Source organism: Pseudoalteromonas sp. Angola-7 (assembly GCF_028599255.1).
In the GTDB taxonomy this organism is placed as follows: domain Bacteria; phylum Pseudomonadota; class Gammaproteobacteria; order Enterobacterales; family Alteromonadaceae; genus Pseudoalteromonas; species Pseudoalteromonas atlantica.
Window position 1 is genome coordinate 519,825 of sequence record NZ_JAQREL010000001.1, and the last position, 18,174, is coordinate 537,998.

Consider the following 18,174-nt stretch of genomic DNA (forward strand, 5'->3'; position numbering starts at 1 on the left):
ATTTCATAGACATTTCAGTAATTTTCCACTACTCTTCTGCTTTATAACTAAAACATAATATCTATTCTAATGTGTTGCTATTAGTTGAATGATCAAGGACCTGATTCCTTTCCTTTTGAACTATTAAAAGATTGATAACATGGCTGGCTTTAAAAAACTTATTTTTATACAAATCCTGTCTTGGCTTGTATGTGTTGCGGCTGGAAGCTACTTCATATCTGTAAGCTTTAATAATGCAGTAAGTGAAGCACAAACTTCAGCGCAAACCAGTGTAACACGTTACATTAACAGCTTAACAAGTGATGAGCTTTCGCCTGAAAGTATAAAAAAAGCGATTGGCGATGGTAAAACGTTTTCAAGCTTTATACTAAGAGACTACCAAGGGGCTGAGGTATTTTCAGTTAACTCCCCTACCCAGCTACCCATGTTTGCTGAATTTATTCAATCTAGCTTTAATTCGGTTCGCCCACAGTTTGCCGTTAACGACGCTGCAGATATAAAAGTAGAATTTACCCTCAACATTGATCGTTTAGCGCAGCAGCTACAAACCTCGTTATTTATAGTTATATTTATTTCTGCTTTTTTAGTGATTATTCCTATTATATTAATGAAGTCTATTTTTCATAGCTTAAATAAAAATATCAGCATGACCGTTGCCGATGTAATAGACATTTATATTAACCAAAATCAAATTGGCGACGACTTAGACACCGCACTTGATGCAAGTAAAATGAAAAAGCTAGGTAAAGATTTAGTCCCGAGCTTTAATCGCCTTTCGCATTTTTTAAAAAATAAAAATGATGATATTCAAAACGCTGCCTTAAGTATCAAGCAAGAAGCCTATAAAGATGTAATTACCGAATTAGGTAACCGTAATATGTTTGTTGAATATTACGAAAAACACATCGAAAACAGTGAGCGCAGTACGTTTGGATCGTTAGCGCTTGTACGCTGTAGTGAGCTGCAAACTATAAATCAAAGCCGTGGCTACCAAAAAGGTGATGACTACGTTAAAGGTGTGGCGGATATAATTAAGCATATAAGCGGCACTTACACCGGCAGCCAAGTATTTAGGCTAAATAGCTCAGACTTTGCCGTTGTACTTCCTAATACCCCACTTAAAGAAGCAGAGCGTTTTGGTGAAAACCTGCAATCGCGCTTTACTCAATATCAACAAAACCAAGAGCTAAGCTCTGTGGCTAACACAGGTATTGTGGGCTACGAAAAAGGCAAACCGCTGGGTGAGCTATTATCGGTTGTCGATAACGCAATGAGCATGGCGCAATCTAAGCAAGTAAATGCATGGCATGTGCAGCGCGAAACCGATTTAGTTAATAATGTAAGTGCAGGGTTTGGTAACCAAAACTGGCGTAAAGTGATTAACGAAGTGATTGAATCAAAACGTGTTCACTTAGTAATGCAAAATATTATGCCGCTGGGTAAAAGCATTAAGGCGTATGCAGAGATACAAGTGCGCTTTAAAACCGAAGATAACCAAGTGCTTCCTACGGCCTCGTTTTTAGCCATGGCTGAAAAACTCGATATGGCCATAGAAATTGACCGCTTAATTATTGACTCATCACTTGAAAAAATTAAAAGCCGTAACCTCTCTGAAAAGTTTTTTGGCCTGAATGTGACCGCCTCAAGTGCACATAACGATCAATTTGTTATTTGGTTAGAGCGCCGCTTATTAAAAGATACGCATATAGCCTCTAAATTAGTATTTGAAGTAAGTGAGTTTGGCCTACAGCAAAATATTAAAGCCAGTAAACGCTTTATTGATATGGTGCATCGCGTAGGTGCCCGCGTAACGGTTGAACGCTTTGGTGTAGGACTAACGTCGTTTAAGTTTTTCCGTGATTTAAAACCAGACTTTATTAAAATGGATGCAAGTTACACCCGCGGCCTAGAAGATGATAAAAACAATCAATACTTTATGCGCCTAATGGTTGATTTAGCCCACCGCATTGGTGTGAGTGTGTTTGCTGAGGGCGTTGAAAGCCAAGAAGAAAAACACATAGTAGAAACGCTTTGCCTAGACGGCGTACAAGGTTATTACATAGAAAAACCTAAAGATATTTAGCGCCTCCCCTTAATGAAAGTAAAAAAGAGCACATGTGCTCTTTTTTGCGTTTAACTGTTTAATTTTTCGCTTACTTTAAAATCACATAAATTTTACAGCTTTGTGATCGCTTAATTATTTTACTGTGTTTATTTAACTGATAACGACTCGCATATGTTGTTTATCGGGGCAGAAAAAAGGATAATACACAGGATTTTAATAGCGCGAGGCACACATGACAGAATATGTCTTGTTATTGATTGGAACCGTTCTAGTTAATAACTTTGTATTAGTACAATTTTTAGGCTTATGTCCATTTATGGGTGTATCAGGCAAGCTTGATACCGCTATTGGTATGTCTTTAGCAACCACGTTTGTGCTTACTCTTGCCTCTGTTACAAGCTATTTAGTTAATCAATATATTTTAGCGCCGCTAGATATCGAATTTTTACGCACCATGAGCTTTATTTTAGTGATTGCCGTTGTGGTGCAATTTACCGAAATGGTTGTGCGTAAAACTAGCCCGACTTTATACCGTTTACTGGGTATATTTTTACCGCTGATCACCACTAACTGTGCGGTATTAGGTGTTGCGCTTCTTAATATAAAAGAAGATCACACATTTTTACAATCGGCCGTGTATGGTTTTGGCGCAGCCGTTGGCTTTTCATTAGTACTTGTATTATTTGCAGCGCTGCGCGAACGCCTTGCTGCTGCAGATGTTCCTACCCCATTTAAAGGCGCCTCAATAGCCATGATCACCGCCGGCTTAATGTCGATGGCGTTTATGGGTTTTACCGGATTAGTGAAGTTTTAATATGACCTTAATGTATGCCTTGATAGCGCTTGGCTCGCTAGCGCTTGTTTTTGGACTTATTTTAGGCTTTGCAGCTATTCGCTTTCGTGTAGAAGGCGACCCAATTGTTGAGCAAATAGATACCATTTTACCGCAAACCCAGTGTGGCCAGTGTGGCTATCCGGGCTGTCGCCCCTACGCTGAGGCAATTGCCAACGGGGATGAAATTAATAAATGCCCACCTGGTGGTGAAGCAACGGTTAAAAAGCTGGCCGATTTAATGGGCGTAGAGCCTAAACCGCTTGCCGGTGGCGAACAAGCAGAGCCGATAAAAACAGTGGCCTATATTCGCGAAGACGAGTGCATAGGCTGTACTAAGTGTATTCAGGCATGCCCTGTGGATGCCATTGTCGGTGCTACACGCCAAATGCACACTGTACTAATAGAAGAATGTACCGGCTGCGATTTATGTGTAGAGCCCTGCCCTGTAGATTGCATTGATATGCTGCCTGTAGCCGAAACAAAACAAAACTGGAAATGGCAACTTGATGCTATTCCTGTCACGCAAATAGATTAGAGGTTTGAGTGGAAAAGTTACTTGAACAAATTAAAAAAGGCACTGTTTGGGCATTCCCGGGCGGCGTGCATCCACCACAACAAAAAACACTCTCTAACAGTGCGCGTATTGCTAGGCTTCCTCTACCTGATAAGTTAGTTGTACCAATTAAACAGCACATTGGTGCTAACGGTAAATTAATTGTAGAAAAAGGCCAACAGGTATTAAAAGGCCAAGCACTTACCGTGCCCGTTGCGAATTGGTCTGTGCCTGTACATGCGCCCAGCTCTGGCACCATAACAGGTATTGCCTCTATGCCTTCGGCGCATCCATCGGCTTTACCTGAGCTAAGTATTATTATTGAGCCTGATGGCAAAGATCAATGGTGCGAACTCACCCCAACACCTAACCCAAGTGAGCTTAGCCACGATGAATTAGTCGATATAATTCATCAAGCAGGTATAAGTGGTATGGGTGGAGCAGGCTTTCCTACTTATGTAAAAGCCGATATAAAACAACCTATTGAGTTTTTAATTGTTAATGCTGTTGAGTGCGAACCATACATAACAGCCGACGATGTGTTAATGCGTGAACATGCCAAGCAAGTAGTGCAAGGCATTGAGCTAATGCAACAAATTTTAAACCCGACACTGTGTATTGTTGGCATTGAAGATAATAAGCCCGAAGCCATAGCGGCTATGAAAAGTGCCGCAGAGCACAACGCCAATATTGTTATTCAAACGGTGCCTACTGTTTATCCATCGGGCGGCGAAAAACAATTAATTAAATTACTTACAAACCGTGAAGTACCCAGTGGCGGTATTCCTGCCGATATTGGTATTTTAGTGCACAACACAGGAACTTTGTTTGCTGTGCAACAAGCGGTGTACGAAGGTAAACCGCTTATAGAGCGCGTTGTTACAGTAACAGGTAACACCATTCATAATGCAGGTAATGTATGGGCATTATTAGGCACCGAAGTTAAGCACCTGCTTGATTGCCAAGGTTTTTCACCCGTACCCCAGCAGCGCGTTGTAATGGGCGGGCCGATGATGGGCTTTACCTTACCGACTGTGCGTATTGGGGTAATTAAAACCACCAACTGTATTTTAGCCCCCGATCATAAAGAGCTGGCTGAGCCTGGGCCTGAAAAAGCCTGTATACGTTGTAGTGCCTGTGCAGATGCCTGCCCTGCTTCGTTATTACCACAGCAATTACAATGGTTTGCAAAATCAAAAGAATACGACAAATTACAAGAGCACAACTTATTTGATTGTATTGAATGTGGCGCGTGTGCGTATGTATGCCCAAGCGAAATTCCATTGGTGCAGTATTACCGCGTAGCAAAAGTAGAAATAAAAGAGCAGCAAGCCGAAAAAATTAAAGCCGATAGAGCAAAAGAGCGCTTTGACGCCCGTAAAGAACGCCTAGAGCGCGAGCAACAAGAACGTCAAAACCGCCATAAACGTAAACCAGCGGCAAAAACATCAGATGAAAAGCAAAAAGTAGCGGATGCCCTTGCCCGCGTTAAGAGCAAATCATCGGATGGCGATGAAAAATCAGCTGTAGCCGCTGCAATTGCCCGCGCCAAAGCAAAAAAACAGCAAGGTGAAGAGCTAGAGCCAGATAACAGTGAAGTAGCTAAAGAGCGTGCACTACGTAAAGAAAAAGCACGTAAATATAAAGAACAAAAAGCTGCCGAGGGCGAGTCATCACCAACACCTGATGATAAAAAGTCAGCCGTAGCTGCTGCTATTGCCCGCGCTAAAGCGAAAAAAGCGGCGCAAGCTGAGCAAAGTGCAGAGCCACAAAACGATGAAGCAACCGCCGCACCTGATGATAAAAAAGCAGCGGTAGCTGCTGCTATTGCCCGTGCTAAAGCGAAAAAAGCGGCGCAAGCTGAGCAAAATGCTGAGCTACAAAGCGATGAAGCGCCCGCCCCAGCTGATGACAAAAAAGCTGCGGTAGCTGCTGCCATTGCCCGTGCTAAAACTAAAAAAGCGGCGAAAGCTGAGCAAAGTGCAGAGCCACAAAGCGATGAAGCGCCCGCCCCAGCTGATGACAAAAAAGCTGCGGTAGCTGCTGCTATTGCGCGTGCTAAAGCTAAAAAAGCGGCGCAAGCTGAGCAAAATGCAGAGCCACAAAGCGATGAAGCCCCCGCGGCCGCAGATGATAAAAAAGCAGCGGTAGCTGCAGCTATTGCGCGTGCTAAAGCTAAAAAAGCCGCTAAAGCGGCTGAGCAATCCCAGCAATCAGATGAGCCAAGTGCTGCTGAGCAAACAGGTGAAGTTGAGCCTGAAAACTCACAAACACGCTCTCCTGCTGATGACAAAAAAGCGGCCGTAGCTGCTGCTATTGCCCGTGCTAAAGCAAAAAAAGCCGCTAAAGAAGCAGAGCAATCAGCAGCAAGTGAACACAGCGCACCTGAACACAGCAATGAGCCACAAACCAGCAGCGGTTCAAACTCTGAGAAAACGGCCTCTGAGCAAACTGCAGCAGAGAAGAAAAAAGCCGCCGTGGCCGCCGCAATAGCGCGCGCCAAAGCTAAAAAGTTACAAAAAGAAGGAAATGATCAGTCATGAAATTAACCATGGCCAGTTCGCCGCACAACCATAGCCATAAGTCGTTAACGCGATTAATGCTAACCGTAATTGCTGCGTGTATTCCTGGGCTAATAGCGCAAGTGGTATTTTTTGGGACTGGCGTACTTATTCAGTTAGTACTGGCACTTGTTGCTGTAAGCGTATTTGAAGCAGCCATTATGTTAATGCGTAAACGCCCTGTTTGGCCTGCATTGAGTGATGGTAGTGCTTGGCTTACTGGTGTGCTGTTAGCACTGAGTATTCCGCCGCTGGCGCCTTGGTGGGTCATTATTATTGGCTGTTTATTTGCCATTGTGATTGTAAAGCAACTTTATGGTGGGCTTGGGTTTAACTTATTTAACCCAGCAATGGCCGCATACGTACTACTTTTAGTCTCGTTTCCGGTGCAAATGACCGCTTGGTTACCCGTTACCGATTTACTTAATGCCCCAATTGGCTTTATTGACCAATTACGCCTTATATTTACTGATTTTACCGCTCTGGGCTTTAGTGTTGATCAAGTCCGTGCCGGCGTTGATGGCCTCACCATGGCCACCCCGCTTGATACAGTTAAAACCGATGTAGCTCATGGTCTAACTGTTAGCGAAAGCATGCAAAAACCGATTTTTTCTCAATGGGCTGGGCTTGGTTGGCTATGGGTTAACCTAAGCTTTTTAGCCGGTGGTTTATACCTATTAAAAGCTAACATTATAAACTGGCATATTCCAGTAAGCTTTATAGGCTCACTAGCGCTGTGCAGTGCCATTGGCTATATTGCCGCGCCGGGTACCGAGCCGGGTATGGTATTTCATTTATTAAGTGGCGCAACCATGATGGGCGCATTTTTTATCGCCACCGATCCTGTTTCGGCTGCAACCACCAATAAAGGGCGCTTAATTTATGGTGCGTTAATTGGCTTGTTGGTGTATTTAATTCGCACCTTTGGTGGCTTCCCTGATGCGGTAGCCTTTAGTGTATTATTAATTAATATTGCCGTACCGCTGATTGATTACTACACCCAACCACGCACTTATGGCCACGGAGCAGTAAAATGATTATTTCATCAATGGCTAAAAATGGCGCGATATTAACCGCCTTTGCACTGATAACAACAGGCTTAGTTGCCTCAATTGATGCCTTTACCGCCGATAAGATTGCCGAGCAAGAACGCTTGCAACTAACCTCACAATTACAAGAGGTATTAAACCCAAGCAGCTACGATAATCAGCTCAATACAAATTGCGTAATTATGAGCGATGAACAACTGGGTCCTTACCCCGAGCAAGTTATTTACCGCGCTTATAAAAATCAGCAACCTGTTGCACTTGTAATAAGACACATAACACCTAGTGGTTACAGTGGCGATATTAACTTATTAACCGCCGTACTTGCTGATGGCACCATTGCCGGCGTTCGTACTACTAAGCACGAAGAGACGCCCGGCTTAGGCGATAAAGTAGAAGTTAAAAAGTCGCTGTGGATCACTACATTTAACGATTTAACGGTTCAAAGTGAAGACGATGCCCGTTGGGCGGTAAAAAAGGATGGTGGCCAGTTTGACCAATTTACCGGCGCAACAATTACCCCTCGCGCCGTGGTAGGCTCGGTAAAAAATGCCGTATTATTTGCAAAAACTAACTTTGACGCCATTTTTAAACAGCCTAATGCTTGCCAAGAGGTAACCCAATGAGTGAGTTAAAAACCTTATACAAAGAAGGCGTATGGGCTAATAACCCCGCGCTAGTACAGCTACTCGGTTTATGCCCGCTTTTAGCTGTTACATCAACTGTAACCAACGCGCTCGGCCTAGGGTTAGCTACTTTATTAGTTTTAGTAGGCTCTAATATTACTGTTTCAGTTGTGCGTAATTGGGTGCCTAAAGACATTCGTATTCCGGTATTTGTCATGATTATTGCAGGCTTTGTGACCATAGTTCAGCTACTTATGAATGCGTACACCTTTGGCTTGTATCAATCATTAGGCATATTTATTCCACTAATAGTAACTAACTGCGCCATTATTGGCCGTGCAGAGGCATATGCCTCTAAAAACCCTGTTCACCTGTCTGCATTCGACGGCCTAATGATGGGCTTAGGCTTTATGGCCGTACTGTTAGTACTCGGTGCAATGCGCGAACTGATAGGCCAAGGTACATTATTTGATGGAGCCGATTTGCTTCTAGGGCCATGGGCACAAAGCCTACGCTTGGAAATATTTAGTTTCGATAGCCAGTTTTTACTCGCTATTTTACCACCCGGCGCCTTTTTAGGGCTTGGGCTGCTAATAGCAGCAAAAAATGTTATTGACGCACAAATAAAATCAAAACAAGTAACGCCGCCAGAAGCCGAAAAAGGCCCACGCGCACGTGTTACTAGCTTAACTTAAGGGGAAAACGCATTAACGCTATTAGCTAATGCGTTTTAAGTTGCATGAATAAAGAAAAACGTCACCAAATACTCTCGCGCCTACGCGATGATAACCCACACCCAGAAACCGAGCTTGAATATTCAAGCCCATTTGAGCTACTAGTAGCCGTTACGCTCTCTGCACAAGCCACCGATGTAGGGGTAAATAAAGCCACCCGTAAATTATTTCCGGTTGCTAATACGCCACAAGCCATTTTAGATATTGGCCACGATGCGCTTCGCGATTATATAAAAACCATTGGCTTGTTTAATTCAAAAGCCGCAAACGTGTACAAAATGTGCCAAATATTGGTTGATCAACATAACGGCATTGTTCCCGAGAACCGCGAAGCTCTAGAAGCCCTACCCGGTGTTGGCCGAAAAACCGCAAATGTCGTGCTCAACACAGCTTTCGGCTGGCCAACCATTGCCGTAGACACGCATATTTTTCGTGTTTCAAACCGCACAAAATTTGCTATGGGCAAAGATGTAGTCGCCGTTGAGCAAAAACTTGAAAAGGTTGTTCCTAAAGAATTTAAAGTAGACGTACACCACTGGTTAATACTACACGGACGCTATACCTGCGTAGCACGCAAGCCTAAATGCGGCAGCTGTATTATTGAAGACTTGTGTGAGTTTAAAGAAAAAACAGAATAACCTCGAATAACTCTGTTTTGGGTATTTTTAAAGTAAGACAGCTAATTAATTAGCTGTCTGTCGAGTCTATATTATTTATAAATTGCGCCATATTTACTAAACGCTCACCGACAATAAATGCAATGGTGCGTTTAACCCAAGGCGCTTTAATATTTGTGTAGTTTAGTTTAGCTAATACGCAGCTTGTAATTATTAAAAGTAGAAGCGATGACACGCTGTAAAACCAAACCATGTGTTGCTCTAGGTGTGCAAACAAGTCAATTTCAAATAGCACATCAAAGCCAATAAAAACATAAGCCATATAAAAAGGTGCAGACATAAATAACAACTTAATTAGTTGTAATTTATGTGAGCAAAGGCGGTAAACGTCTTTTTGTAGTTGGCTAATTGGCTTTGCATAATCAATGTTAGCAATATGCACTATTTGGCCAATATTACCTGCAAGGCCAGCAATGGAAAATACACTCAGTATCAACGCAGATATTGAAGGCGCTGAAACACTAAAGTTATTTGCAATATACTGCCCCAATAAAACAATAATAAAAAAGAAGGCTGCGCTTTCAATAATACGTGCCCACTTCATAGCATTAAGCTCTTTCATTTGTTTATTCACTTTTGTTTCGCTCAGCAGTGATTGGTTTATTGTAATGGCCGATTCGTTAACACTATTTTGCTGCTGCCATGTGTTTTTAATGTTATCTAAATTCATATTAAGCCCCCTGTTTTTCAAATTGATTTTTTAGTGTTTCTTTAATGCGGCCAATTCGCGTAGCGACGTTGGTTTTACTTATGCCTAAACTCGTCGCTATGCTTTGATGGGGTTCGCCTTCTAAATACAGCAATACTATGGCTTTATTTAACTTATCGAGCTTTGCTATAAATTCATAAAGCTGCTTAACCTCTTCGCTTTTATCATTGTGCGCTGAGAGGTCGGCTATGTGCACAATGCACTGCTCACTTTCATTGGCTTTATCTTCTCGTTTACTGTCTTTGCGGTAATATGAAATCGCCACATTCAGTGCTATTCGGTACATCCACGTAGAAAACTTATAGTCTTTGTCGTAATTTTCATAAGCAAGCCACATTGTGGTGAGTATTTCTTGCGCTAGGTCTTGCCTGTCGTGTTGGTTTTGACAGTACGAGTTAACTATTTTATAAATAATGCCTTTATGCTGCTCCATTGTTTGAGCAAACAGTGCTTTTTTATTGGTGTTCATTTACGCATAAATCCATCATCTAAATTAATCTCATCACGTATTTTTTCATCGCAGTTTTATTGTGTTTAAGTGCTAATGCATCTGTTTTTAAAAGTAATAAAGTGCGGCGCTTTGGCTAATGCAACATAGCCTGTACACATTTATATAATCATTTTAGCTGCACGATAGTACTCACATAGTCGTCTTATCTAGTTATTCGCAGTATCGCTGAAATAATCACAACTATTTAAAAAATAATTATCTGAGGGAGTAATAAGCTAAGTAAAAGAGCAAAGCGAGGAGTTAGCTCTTTTTCTGCTTTGCTATTAAAAAGGGACTCCTAGTTAAAAGATTTTTTTAATATAGCAATAGTTAATATTATTGTATCTCTGGTTATCGAATATGACTCAGGCTAAAGGTGGTAAAAAAACATACAATCTGCTATTAATAGTGAATAATAATTTAAGGAGGTTTCTGCGTTAGCGCTGTAAGAAACCACATAACTTCAAGGATGTATTTTGCAAAGTAATCATTCAAAATTTCAGCCAAATAAGTGGTCATTATTAAATTTAGCTGTTGTACTTATACTGGCGGGTGCATTTTATTATTTGGGTCAATTTTCTGTATTTCATTCGATTCTTTTAAGCCTAATTTGTTTTATTTCATTTTTAACCTTATTAATTTTAAAGCGTTGGAAAGCATATATTAACTATTTAAAAGCAATAGGAGATGAGATACAGCGAGAAAGATTTCACTTAGGTGAACACATAGTATCGATGGTTCCTTACATGAACTTACAAATAACAGTTCATGCACGTATGGATGAATCAGCTTTATTAATCAAAAAAGCAAATTGTTATATTTCAATTAATCTAAAAGATATTTGCTCATTTGAGCCAGCTGAATATTTCGGACGGCCAATCGCGAAAGTAATTTTGGCCGATAATAAAAACTTAACTCCTGCACTCTATGTACCTTGGTCTGAAGAAATGGCGCTAACTCAAAGTAAGGCTCATGGGTAAACGCCTTTGTTTGCTTATCATGCCTTAAAGGTATTAAGCGTTACACTCTAAGGCAATACTAAGATTTATAGCGGTTTAACTCTGATACTAAGTGCGTACTTTTAAATACCACCAAATTAGAGGCGCCAATATCACTATTTCAATACCCACATTTAGCCACTGTTTTGCTACCGAGCCATCTAACATAATGCCAATAAGCCTTGCAATTAATAGTCCTACGAGTAACGATGACAGTGTTGCCGCTATGCTAGCTTGCCAAGGTACAAGCTGATGATGAAATTGCAGCAATAAGCCAAAACCAATAAATAACCCCCACCAAATTCTGCGCTCTACGGCCTTAAAAATATCATTAGGAACTGGCTTATTGCTTATCAGCTCAGGGTTGGCAGCTAACACTATGCCAAAAATAATTAATACCGCACCAACAACCCTAAAAATGACTATATTATCCATGATCAATCCCTCAGGCTGGTTGTTTGATCAACTGTTTGAGCAATCGATTGCTCAACAAGCTCCTGAGGTAACTCTTTTGCTTGGCTCCACTGCTTTGGCGATTGCCCATACATGCGTTTAAATTCTCGGCTAAATTGTGATGAGCTAACATAGCCTACCGACATGGCCGCCGAACTTACGTTCATACCCGCTGCAATTTTCATCGCAGCGGTATTTAAGCGCATAGATTTAACAAATTGAATCGGCGACATACTGGTCGCATCCTTAAATTTTCGATGCAAAACTGCCCTACTTACGCCAATTTTTGCTGCCATATCGTCTATGGTTATGGTTTCATCTAATCGAGATGCCAAATAATCAATTGAGCGTGCTATGTCGTTTCCTACGCCAAAGGCTTGGTGCACACTACTACCTGCCTGTCCGTTTAATATGGCGTAATATAATTCTCGCAGTCGCCCTTCACCTAAAACCGCAATATCTACAGGGTTGCCTACAAGTTGCAGCAATCTTAGTAATGAATCGGTAAATGAGTCATCCCATGCTGCGAGTGTAAGCCCTTGCGTTTTGGCCCCTGATGCGTGTTTTTTTACACCTTGTGCAGCCATGGTAATAGATAATTCGGTCATCACTTTTGTATCTAGCGATACAATAACGCCTAGCAAGGGGTTCTCAGGTGAAGCCGTGGGTGTACCCGCTTCTACCGGCATAGACATAGGGCAGCACATATAATTATTTTCATCGTATATAAAATGCTTACCATCGAGTATGGCTTCTTTAGTGCCACTGACTATAGCAACAATACACGGCTCGTATACCGCAGGTGCACAGCGCATAGCATGCGTTACTTTAAACAACTGAACACCTTTAATACCCGTTTCTATTAGCCCTTGGGTATAATTTTCATCGTTGTTTACATCGTTAAAAGACAGGCTATTTTGTATAAGTTGCTTAATGTGGTGTTTGCTCATTCACCCATACCTTTTAAATATAGAATAAATCCAATCTAGCACCGTAAATACACATTCTCAATGCAGCGATACAAATAGGCATATTTTAAAGAGGATATCGCCTAGTTACACCTGGTGGCGAGAGTTATATTACCTAACAAGCACTTTAGAGCAATATGCATAGCCCTGTACTGCATATTTATACTTAACTATTGATAGGAATTTAACTAATGAGCGCAACTAACCCATTTGGCCCTTCTGGCTGGACTCCCGACCAACTCAGTTCTTTAGTTGGTAAATGCTATCTAATAACGGGAGCAAATACAGGCGCAGGCTTTGAAGCAACCCGACTATTACTCGCTAAAGGCGCAAAAGTAGTTATGCTCAATCGTAACCCTTTAAAATCAGATGAAGCTATTGCTAAGTTAAAACAGGAGTTTGGCAATAGTACCGATGTGAGCTTTATAAAAATGGACCTAGCAGAGCTTGCATCAGTACGCCATGCAGCCAACGAGGTATTACAAGCTGTGCCACACATAGATGCACTTATTTGTAACGGCGCTATTGCGCAGGTCGCGACTCAGCAATTTACTAAAGACGGCTTTGAAAGTCAGTTAGGGGTTAACCACTATGGGCACTTTTTACTGTGTGGTTTGCTATTTAATAAAATAGAGCAATCTAGCGGGCGTATTGTCGTAGTGGCCAGTGAAGGCTACAAAATGGGGCTTAAAACGATTCAATTTGATGACATGAATTGGAATAAAAACTACCACCCAAATAAGACCTACTGCCACAGTAAACTTGCACAAATGATGTTTGCTTATGAGCTGCAAAATAAAATAGCCGCCGCCAATAAAAATGTGCAGGTGTTTGTGTGTCACCCAGGTGCAGCTAATACCTCTCTTATTGGCGATAATGTTAACTTTGCAACCCGATTTACCTGGTCACTAATAGTAAAAATGGGCTTAGCGCAATCGGCAGAGCAAGGTGCATACCCTGAGGTTATGTGTGCCACCGAGCATAACCTAAAACAACGTGCGTATTATGGCCCATCAGGAAGATGGAATTGGAGCGGCCCCGTAGGAATATGCAAACTTGAGCCGTTTGCTTTAGATCAGCCTGTGCTAAGCAAATTATGGGCGGTTACTGAGCAGCACACTGCTTTTAAATGGACAATATAATTGCTAATAGCGAGCGTATGTAGGGTGTAAAAGTAATGAAAAACCATTAGTAATCGGCCTAATACTTTTACTTTTCCTAACCGGCTGTAAAAGTACCAATAATCCCCCTGTACAGTATAAACCTAATGATGAGCTGGTAGTACTTGCCCATGGATTAGGCAGAAGCGATTGGGCAATGCGATATTTTGCCCAACAGCTTAAACGTGCTCATTATAAAGTATGCAGCCTAAATTACGCCTCTTTAGGGCAAAGTGTTGAGGCTGTATTTACGCAAACAACCACACAAATTAATGCATGTATTGCTAATGCGAGTAAAGTACATTTTGTCGGCCACTCCCTAGGTGGCTTAGTTATTAGAGCCTACTTGCAAAATAACCCTCGGGTATTTAATGGTAATACACTTGGAAATGTCGTGTTAATTGGTACGCCTAACAAAGGCAGCGAATTAGCTAATCATTTAAATGGTTCATGGTTAATGCATATAGCCGGCGGTGTAAGCCAATCTCTAATTACAGGCAGTAAGAGTTTGGGCAACACCATAAATGAGCTGGACATTGATTTAGGCGTAATAGCCGGTACTAAAGCATCCCCCCTGACACAGCATTATTTTAAAGGTAAAAACGATGGCTTGGTGTCTGTAGAATCAGCCAAACTGAGGGCGTGTTGATTTTTGCGGATTGAAATTTGTTCAATCTAGGGGCGATTAAATCGCGGCGCGAGGTTTGTAACCTAGTGGGCTCGATAACTGCTCCTGCGTTATTCTAATGACTTACATCCCTGTAAGAATAAGTAAAAACCAAGTAAAGCTTCCGCGTCCTGCTCACGCCCCTTACCTACATCCATGTAGGCAACAAAGAGTTTATCGCCCCTAGGCAGAACCCAAAGGGCAGCGCATGTTTGGCATTTATGCAGCGTTATCGCCTATTTATGGGGAATAACCACACTTCACAGGCTCTGCCTTGCCTAAAAACCAAACACACTGCTGCAAATTCAACCATCAAATACCAACACGCCCTACTAATATGCGTGATTTTATTACCCTTGATGTAAGCCACACGGGAATGCGCTACAGCCAACAAGTAATACAACACACACTTTATTTTTTGCAAACAGGTGCATTTTTACCCCCAACACAAAGAACCACGGCCCTTTATTAACCACCTAACTGCGGCTAAATTAAGGTCAAAAAAAAGCAAGCCATGTGGCTTGCTTTTGAGTGCCCGTTCAAAGGCTACACACTCTCAACATACTTTTTAAAAACGGTAACTTGCACCCAGTGTAATACGACGGTCAGTTAAACCTTGGAAACACAATAGTGCGCTTTCGTTTACACATGATTGGCTAATTTCAGATTCAGTAATATTTACTGCCTCTAAGCCAATATTAAGTTGCTCGTTCACATCGTAGCTAATACTTGCATTAAGCTGGCCACGGTCTTCCTGTACCACTGGGAAACCCCAAGGGAAGCTAGACGTACTACCAAAGTCATTTGAACGATACCCTTCACGCCACGTGTAACGCATACGTGCTGATAGGCCAAATTTTTCGTAGTACAGCGTAAAGTTATACGCGTTTTCAGAAAGGTTAAGTAAGCCTTGAATTTCACTTACTTCAATACCTGGCGTACCGGTAGTTGCTGCAAATACATTACTTGCTCTTGAGGTTGCTGAATTTTCGGTTTCACCACCTGAGAACTCTTGAATTGTATAGTTAGCTAGCACACCAAAACCAGAAGCCCACCCTAGGTCTTTTTCAAAGCCTGATAGGTCATACTGAAAGGCAAACTCAATCCCTTTTTGGGTAGTTTCACCACTATCGTTTACTTTTGTTTCTGTACCAACACATACGCCACGGCCATTCTCAGGGCCAAATACGTTTATATCTGCAATGGGGTTAAATATACCGCCGCCTTCACATGGATCTGTTAAGTCGCGATACCCTGTTACAGGGTCTTCAACTGGCGAGGTTAACTGATTTACGTGTAAGTCTTTACGTGTTTTATGAAAAATACCTACGCTAAATACACTTGCCTCTGCAAAATACCACTCTGCCGATAAATCGTAAGACAGTACTTCTTCAGGTTTCAGTGCTGGGTTACCAAATTCAACTTCGTCATTTGGACTTGTGCTGTAGGTAATAGACGTTGATAGGTCGTTATAATCAGGGCGACGAATATCTTTACCTACACCAAAGCGCACAAGTACATCTTCTGATACATCAGCCACAAGGTTTAAACGAGGTAAAATAAAGTCATAGTCAGATTCATTGGTAATACGCGTTACCAGTTCATTACCACTACCATCTTGAGTAACTGAGTTGCCCGTAGACTCTACGTCTGTTTGAATGTAACGTACACCAATGTTACCGCGCACCATTTCGTACTCAAAGTTAGCTTGTGCATATAGCGCATGGGTGGTTTCTTCTATATCAAAAAAACCTGCAGAACTTGAAGTAGGTGCATTTAATGTTTTGCTTGAACCATGCGCAGTCATCGCTGCTTGTAATGTGGCAAGTACCGCATCAGGGTCTGACGCCACAAGCTCTGGATCAATTAATAAAAAGTCGCCTATGTATAACGAGCGGCCATCAGCTTCGTTAAAGTTATCTGGGCCTGCCACTAATAAGTCGGCAAATAAATCACCCGACGGGCTATCAGCCATGGTTCTTAAACCAATGCTTGAGGTAATTTCGTTTTGTTTGCTTTGTGATTTACTGTAGCGGTAACCAAAATCAATAGAGGTTACAATTGAGTCTGTGTAATAGGTTGAATCAATACGGAACGCATCTTCAGAGTTTTCAACCGTATCTTGACCAATATTTACATCACGTAGCACTACATTTGCAGGGTCTAGTAGTTGTTCAACCGTTGGCGCGTACTCTGCCCCCTCTGCAATACCAAATGCCAATGCGCCACCTGATAAGTCATACTCAAACGGCACACTATTATCATTACCGCCACCAGCATCTAACGGCACATTAGGGTTAATAAAGTTAAGCGTTGTATTAAAGCTAGGCGTAGTTGTATCTGAAGATGACGAAGCAATTTCAGCACTAACAAACCACTTATCGCCTTGCCATTCGCCACCGAGTCTAAAAATATTACTGTCGGTAACACGCGAGTTTGTATCACTTGAAAAACGAAGGTTAGGATCATCATCATCGTTTTCTAAATTAACCGGAATGACACCGCGTAAGGCCGCTTGAATAGACCCAAGGTTGGTACCGCCAAGTGAGCCTAAGTTTACGGTTTCAAATTCATCAGGAACCGAAATATCATTAAGCGCACTTACACCAGAGGCCTGTACACGAGAACTTTCTTGGCGACGTTCTTGATCGTTAACCACAGCATCAAAATAAAACTTTGTGTTGTCGTTTGGCGCCCATTCAATGGTACCTACAAAGTTTTTAGTTTCGTATTCGTAGTTATCGTAATCTTGTACAAAAAATTGAATCGGTAAAAAGTCAAAAGACTGAGCGCTGGCTACACCACTATCTGCAGTGATAATGTTATCTCTATCAGCACGTGGGCGAAACGCCGTTACATCTTGCTCTGCGTAGCTGCCGCTCACTAACACACCAAATTTACCGTAATCACCTTCCCAGTTATCAGCAAAAGTTCCCGAAAAACGTGGTTGCAAACCGCTATCAGTGCTTAAGCTACTGTGCTCACCTTGCACTCTAATAGTGGCTAGCTGCTCACCTAAATGCAGTGGGCGAATCGTTTTAAGGTTAATAGTACCGCCTACAGAGCCCTCTATTGTTTTCGCTTCAGGCGACTTTATTACCTCTAAGCTTGAAATAATTGACGCTGATACATCTTCAAAGCTAATACCACTTCGACCAGAGCCTGAGCCCACCGTTGATACACCGTTAATTTCGGTACGGTTAGCATCGGTACCACGAATTTGTACACCTGTGCCTACACCCGCTTGGCGTGTAATTTGAATACCCGTTACGTTTTCTAATACTTCAGCGAGGTTTTGATCGGGTAATTTACCAATATCTTCTGACTGAATAATTTCAACTAGGCTATCTGCAGAGCGTTTTTCAGCAAGTGCATTAGTAAGTGATTGACGAATGCCAGATACTTCGATGATCTCTACATCATCTTCTGCAATTGGCTTGGCTTCCTGTGCGTGTGTGGACATAGAAAGGTTTAATGCTGTGGCAGATATAACTGCTAGCGTAATTTTTGATAACTTGTGATTCATAGTTTTTCCTGTGTGTGTCAGTGCTATGTGTAACTCGCTATATATTTTTTATTAAACGCCTTACCATTTATCTAAATGGTTAACTTAATATTTACAGCAAAAGCAC

General features: G+C 41.9%; 16 protein-coding genes. 11 read left to right on the forward strand and 5 right to left on the reverse strand.

The features are described 5' to 3' along the window. Positions 1 to 139: 139 nt before the first annotated feature. The 8 genes from PSH50_RS02405 (at position 140) to nth (ending at position 9,058) form a co-directional block, all read left to right on the forward strand. Positions 140 to 2,083 (forward strand): EAL domain-containing protein, encoded by a 1,944-nt coding sequence (locus tag PSH50_RS02405; protein WP_054983411.1) that lies wholly within the window; start codon positions 140 to 142, stop codon positions 2,081 to 2,083. Positions 2,084 to 2,297: 214 nt separating this feature from the next. Beyond that, positions 2,298 to 2,879 carry an electron transport complex subunit RsxA gene (rsxA, locus tag PSH50_RS02410; RefSeq protein ID WP_004589478.1) on the forward strand — a complete coding sequence of 194 codons (582 nt, stop codon included), beginning with the start codon at positions 2,298 to 2,300 and terminating at the stop codon, positions 2,877 to 2,879. A 1-nt stretch (position 2,880) separates the two neighbouring features. Continuing rightward, positions 2,881 to 3,435, forward strand: a complete 555-nt coding sequence (rsxB, locus tag PSH50_RS02415) for an electron transport complex subunit RsxB (protein WP_004589479.1) — start codon at positions 2,881 to 2,883, stop codon at positions 3,433 to 3,435. Positions 3,436 to 3,443: 8 nt separating this feature from the next. After that, on the forward strand, positions 3,444 to 5,996 hold the full coding sequence (gene rsxC, locus PSH50_RS02420; RefSeq protein WP_273586750.1) for an electron transport complex subunit RsxC: 2,553 nt from the start codon (positions 3,444 to 3,446) through the stop codon (positions 5,994 to 5,996). Further along, the gene (rsxD, locus tag PSH50_RS02425; RefSeq protein ID WP_273586749.1) at positions 5,993 to 7,051 is read left to right on the forward strand and encodes an electron transport complex subunit RsxD; all 1,059 of its coding nucleotides are present in this window, start codon (positions 5,993 to 5,995) and stop codon (positions 7,049 to 7,051) included. Before rsxC ends, rsxD begins: the two co-directional genes overlap by 4 nt. Next, positions 7,048 to 7,686, forward strand: coding sequence for an electron transport complex subunit RsxG (rsxG, locus tag PSH50_RS02430; RefSeq protein WP_004589482.1), 639 nt, complete (start codon positions 7,048 to 7,050; stop codon positions 7,684 to 7,686). Before rsxD ends, rsxG begins: the two co-directional genes overlap by 4 nt. After that, a complete protein-coding gene (locus PSH50_RS02435; RefSeq protein WP_004589483.1) occupies positions 7,683 to 8,381 on the forward strand; it encodes an electron transport complex subunit E in 699 nt (232 codons plus the stop codon). The genes rsxG and PSH50_RS02435 overlap by 4 nt, the downstream gene beginning before the upstream one ends. A gap of 44 nt (positions 8,382 to 8,425) precedes the next feature. Further along, positions 8,426 to 9,058, forward strand: coding sequence for an endonuclease III (gene nth / locus PSH50_RS02440; protein WP_273586748.1), 633 nt, complete (start codon positions 8,426 to 8,428; stop codon positions 9,056 to 9,058). A 49-nt stretch (positions 9,059 to 9,107) separates the two neighbouring features. Here nth and PSH50_RS02445 read toward each other — a convergent pair whose 3' ends face one another. Both PSH50_RS02445 and PSH50_RS02450 read right to left on the reverse strand, forming a co-directional pair. Then, complete coding sequence (locus tag PSH50_RS02445) at positions 9,108 to 9,767, reverse strand: hypothetical protein (RefSeq protein WP_273586747.1); 660 nt, start codon at positions 9,765 to 9,767, stop codon at positions 9,108 to 9,110. Position 9,768: 1 nt separating this feature from the next. Next, on the reverse strand, positions 9,769 to 10,275 hold the full coding sequence (locus PSH50_RS02450; RefSeq protein WP_273586746.1) for a sigma-70 family RNA polymerase sigma factor: 507 nt from the start codon (positions 10,273 to 10,275) through the stop codon (positions 9,769 to 9,771). A gap of 497 nt (positions 10,276 to 10,772) precedes the next feature. On the opposite strand from PSH50_RS02450, the gene PSH50_RS02455 reads away from it, so the two are divergent. Continuing rightward, positions 10,773 to 11,276: a hypothetical protein gene (locus PSH50_RS02455; RefSeq protein ID WP_273586745.1), complete on the forward strand. Its 504-nt coding sequence runs from the start codon at positions 10,773 to 10,775 to the stop codon at positions 11,274 to 11,276. An 87-nt stretch (positions 11,277 to 11,363) separates the two neighbouring features. On the opposite strand, the gene PSH50_RS02460 is transcribed toward PSH50_RS02455, so the two are convergent. Beyond that, entirely contained in the window at positions 11,364 to 11,729 is a 366-nt protein-coding gene (locus PSH50_RS02460; protein ID WP_024034145.1) for a DUF4345 family protein, read from the reverse strand. A gap of 2 nt (positions 11,730 to 11,731) precedes the next feature. Then, positions 11,732 to 12,697, reverse strand: coding sequence for an AraC family transcriptional regulator (locus PSH50_RS02465; RefSeq protein ID WP_273586744.1), 966 nt, complete (start codon positions 12,695 to 12,697; stop codon positions 11,732 to 11,734). A gap of 209 nt (positions 12,698 to 12,906) precedes the next feature. On the opposite strand from PSH50_RS02465, the gene PSH50_RS02470 reads away from it, so the two are divergent. Both PSH50_RS02470 and PSH50_RS02475 read left to right on the forward strand, forming a co-directional pair. Next, positions 12,907 to 13,857, forward strand: a complete 951-nt coding sequence (locus PSH50_RS02470) for an SDR family oxidoreductase (RefSeq protein ID WP_273586743.1) — start codon at positions 12,907 to 12,909, stop codon at positions 13,855 to 13,857. Positions 13,858 to 13,990: 133 nt separating this feature from the next. Then, the gene (locus PSH50_RS02475; protein ID WP_273586864.1) at positions 13,991 to 14,524 is read left to right on the forward strand and encodes an alpha/beta fold hydrolase; all 534 of its coding nucleotides are present in this window, start codon (positions 13,991 to 13,993) and stop codon (positions 14,522 to 14,524) included. 586 nt (positions 14,525 to 15,110) lie between these two features. Here PSH50_RS02475 and PSH50_RS02480 read toward each other — a convergent pair. After that, the gene (locus PSH50_RS02480) at positions 15,111 to 18,068 is read right to left on the reverse strand and encodes a TonB-dependent receptor (protein WP_055253067.1); all 2,958 of its coding nucleotides are present in this window, start codon (positions 18,066 to 18,068) and stop codon (positions 15,111 to 15,113) included. Between the last annotated feature and the right edge of the window lie 106 nt (positions 18,069 to 18,174).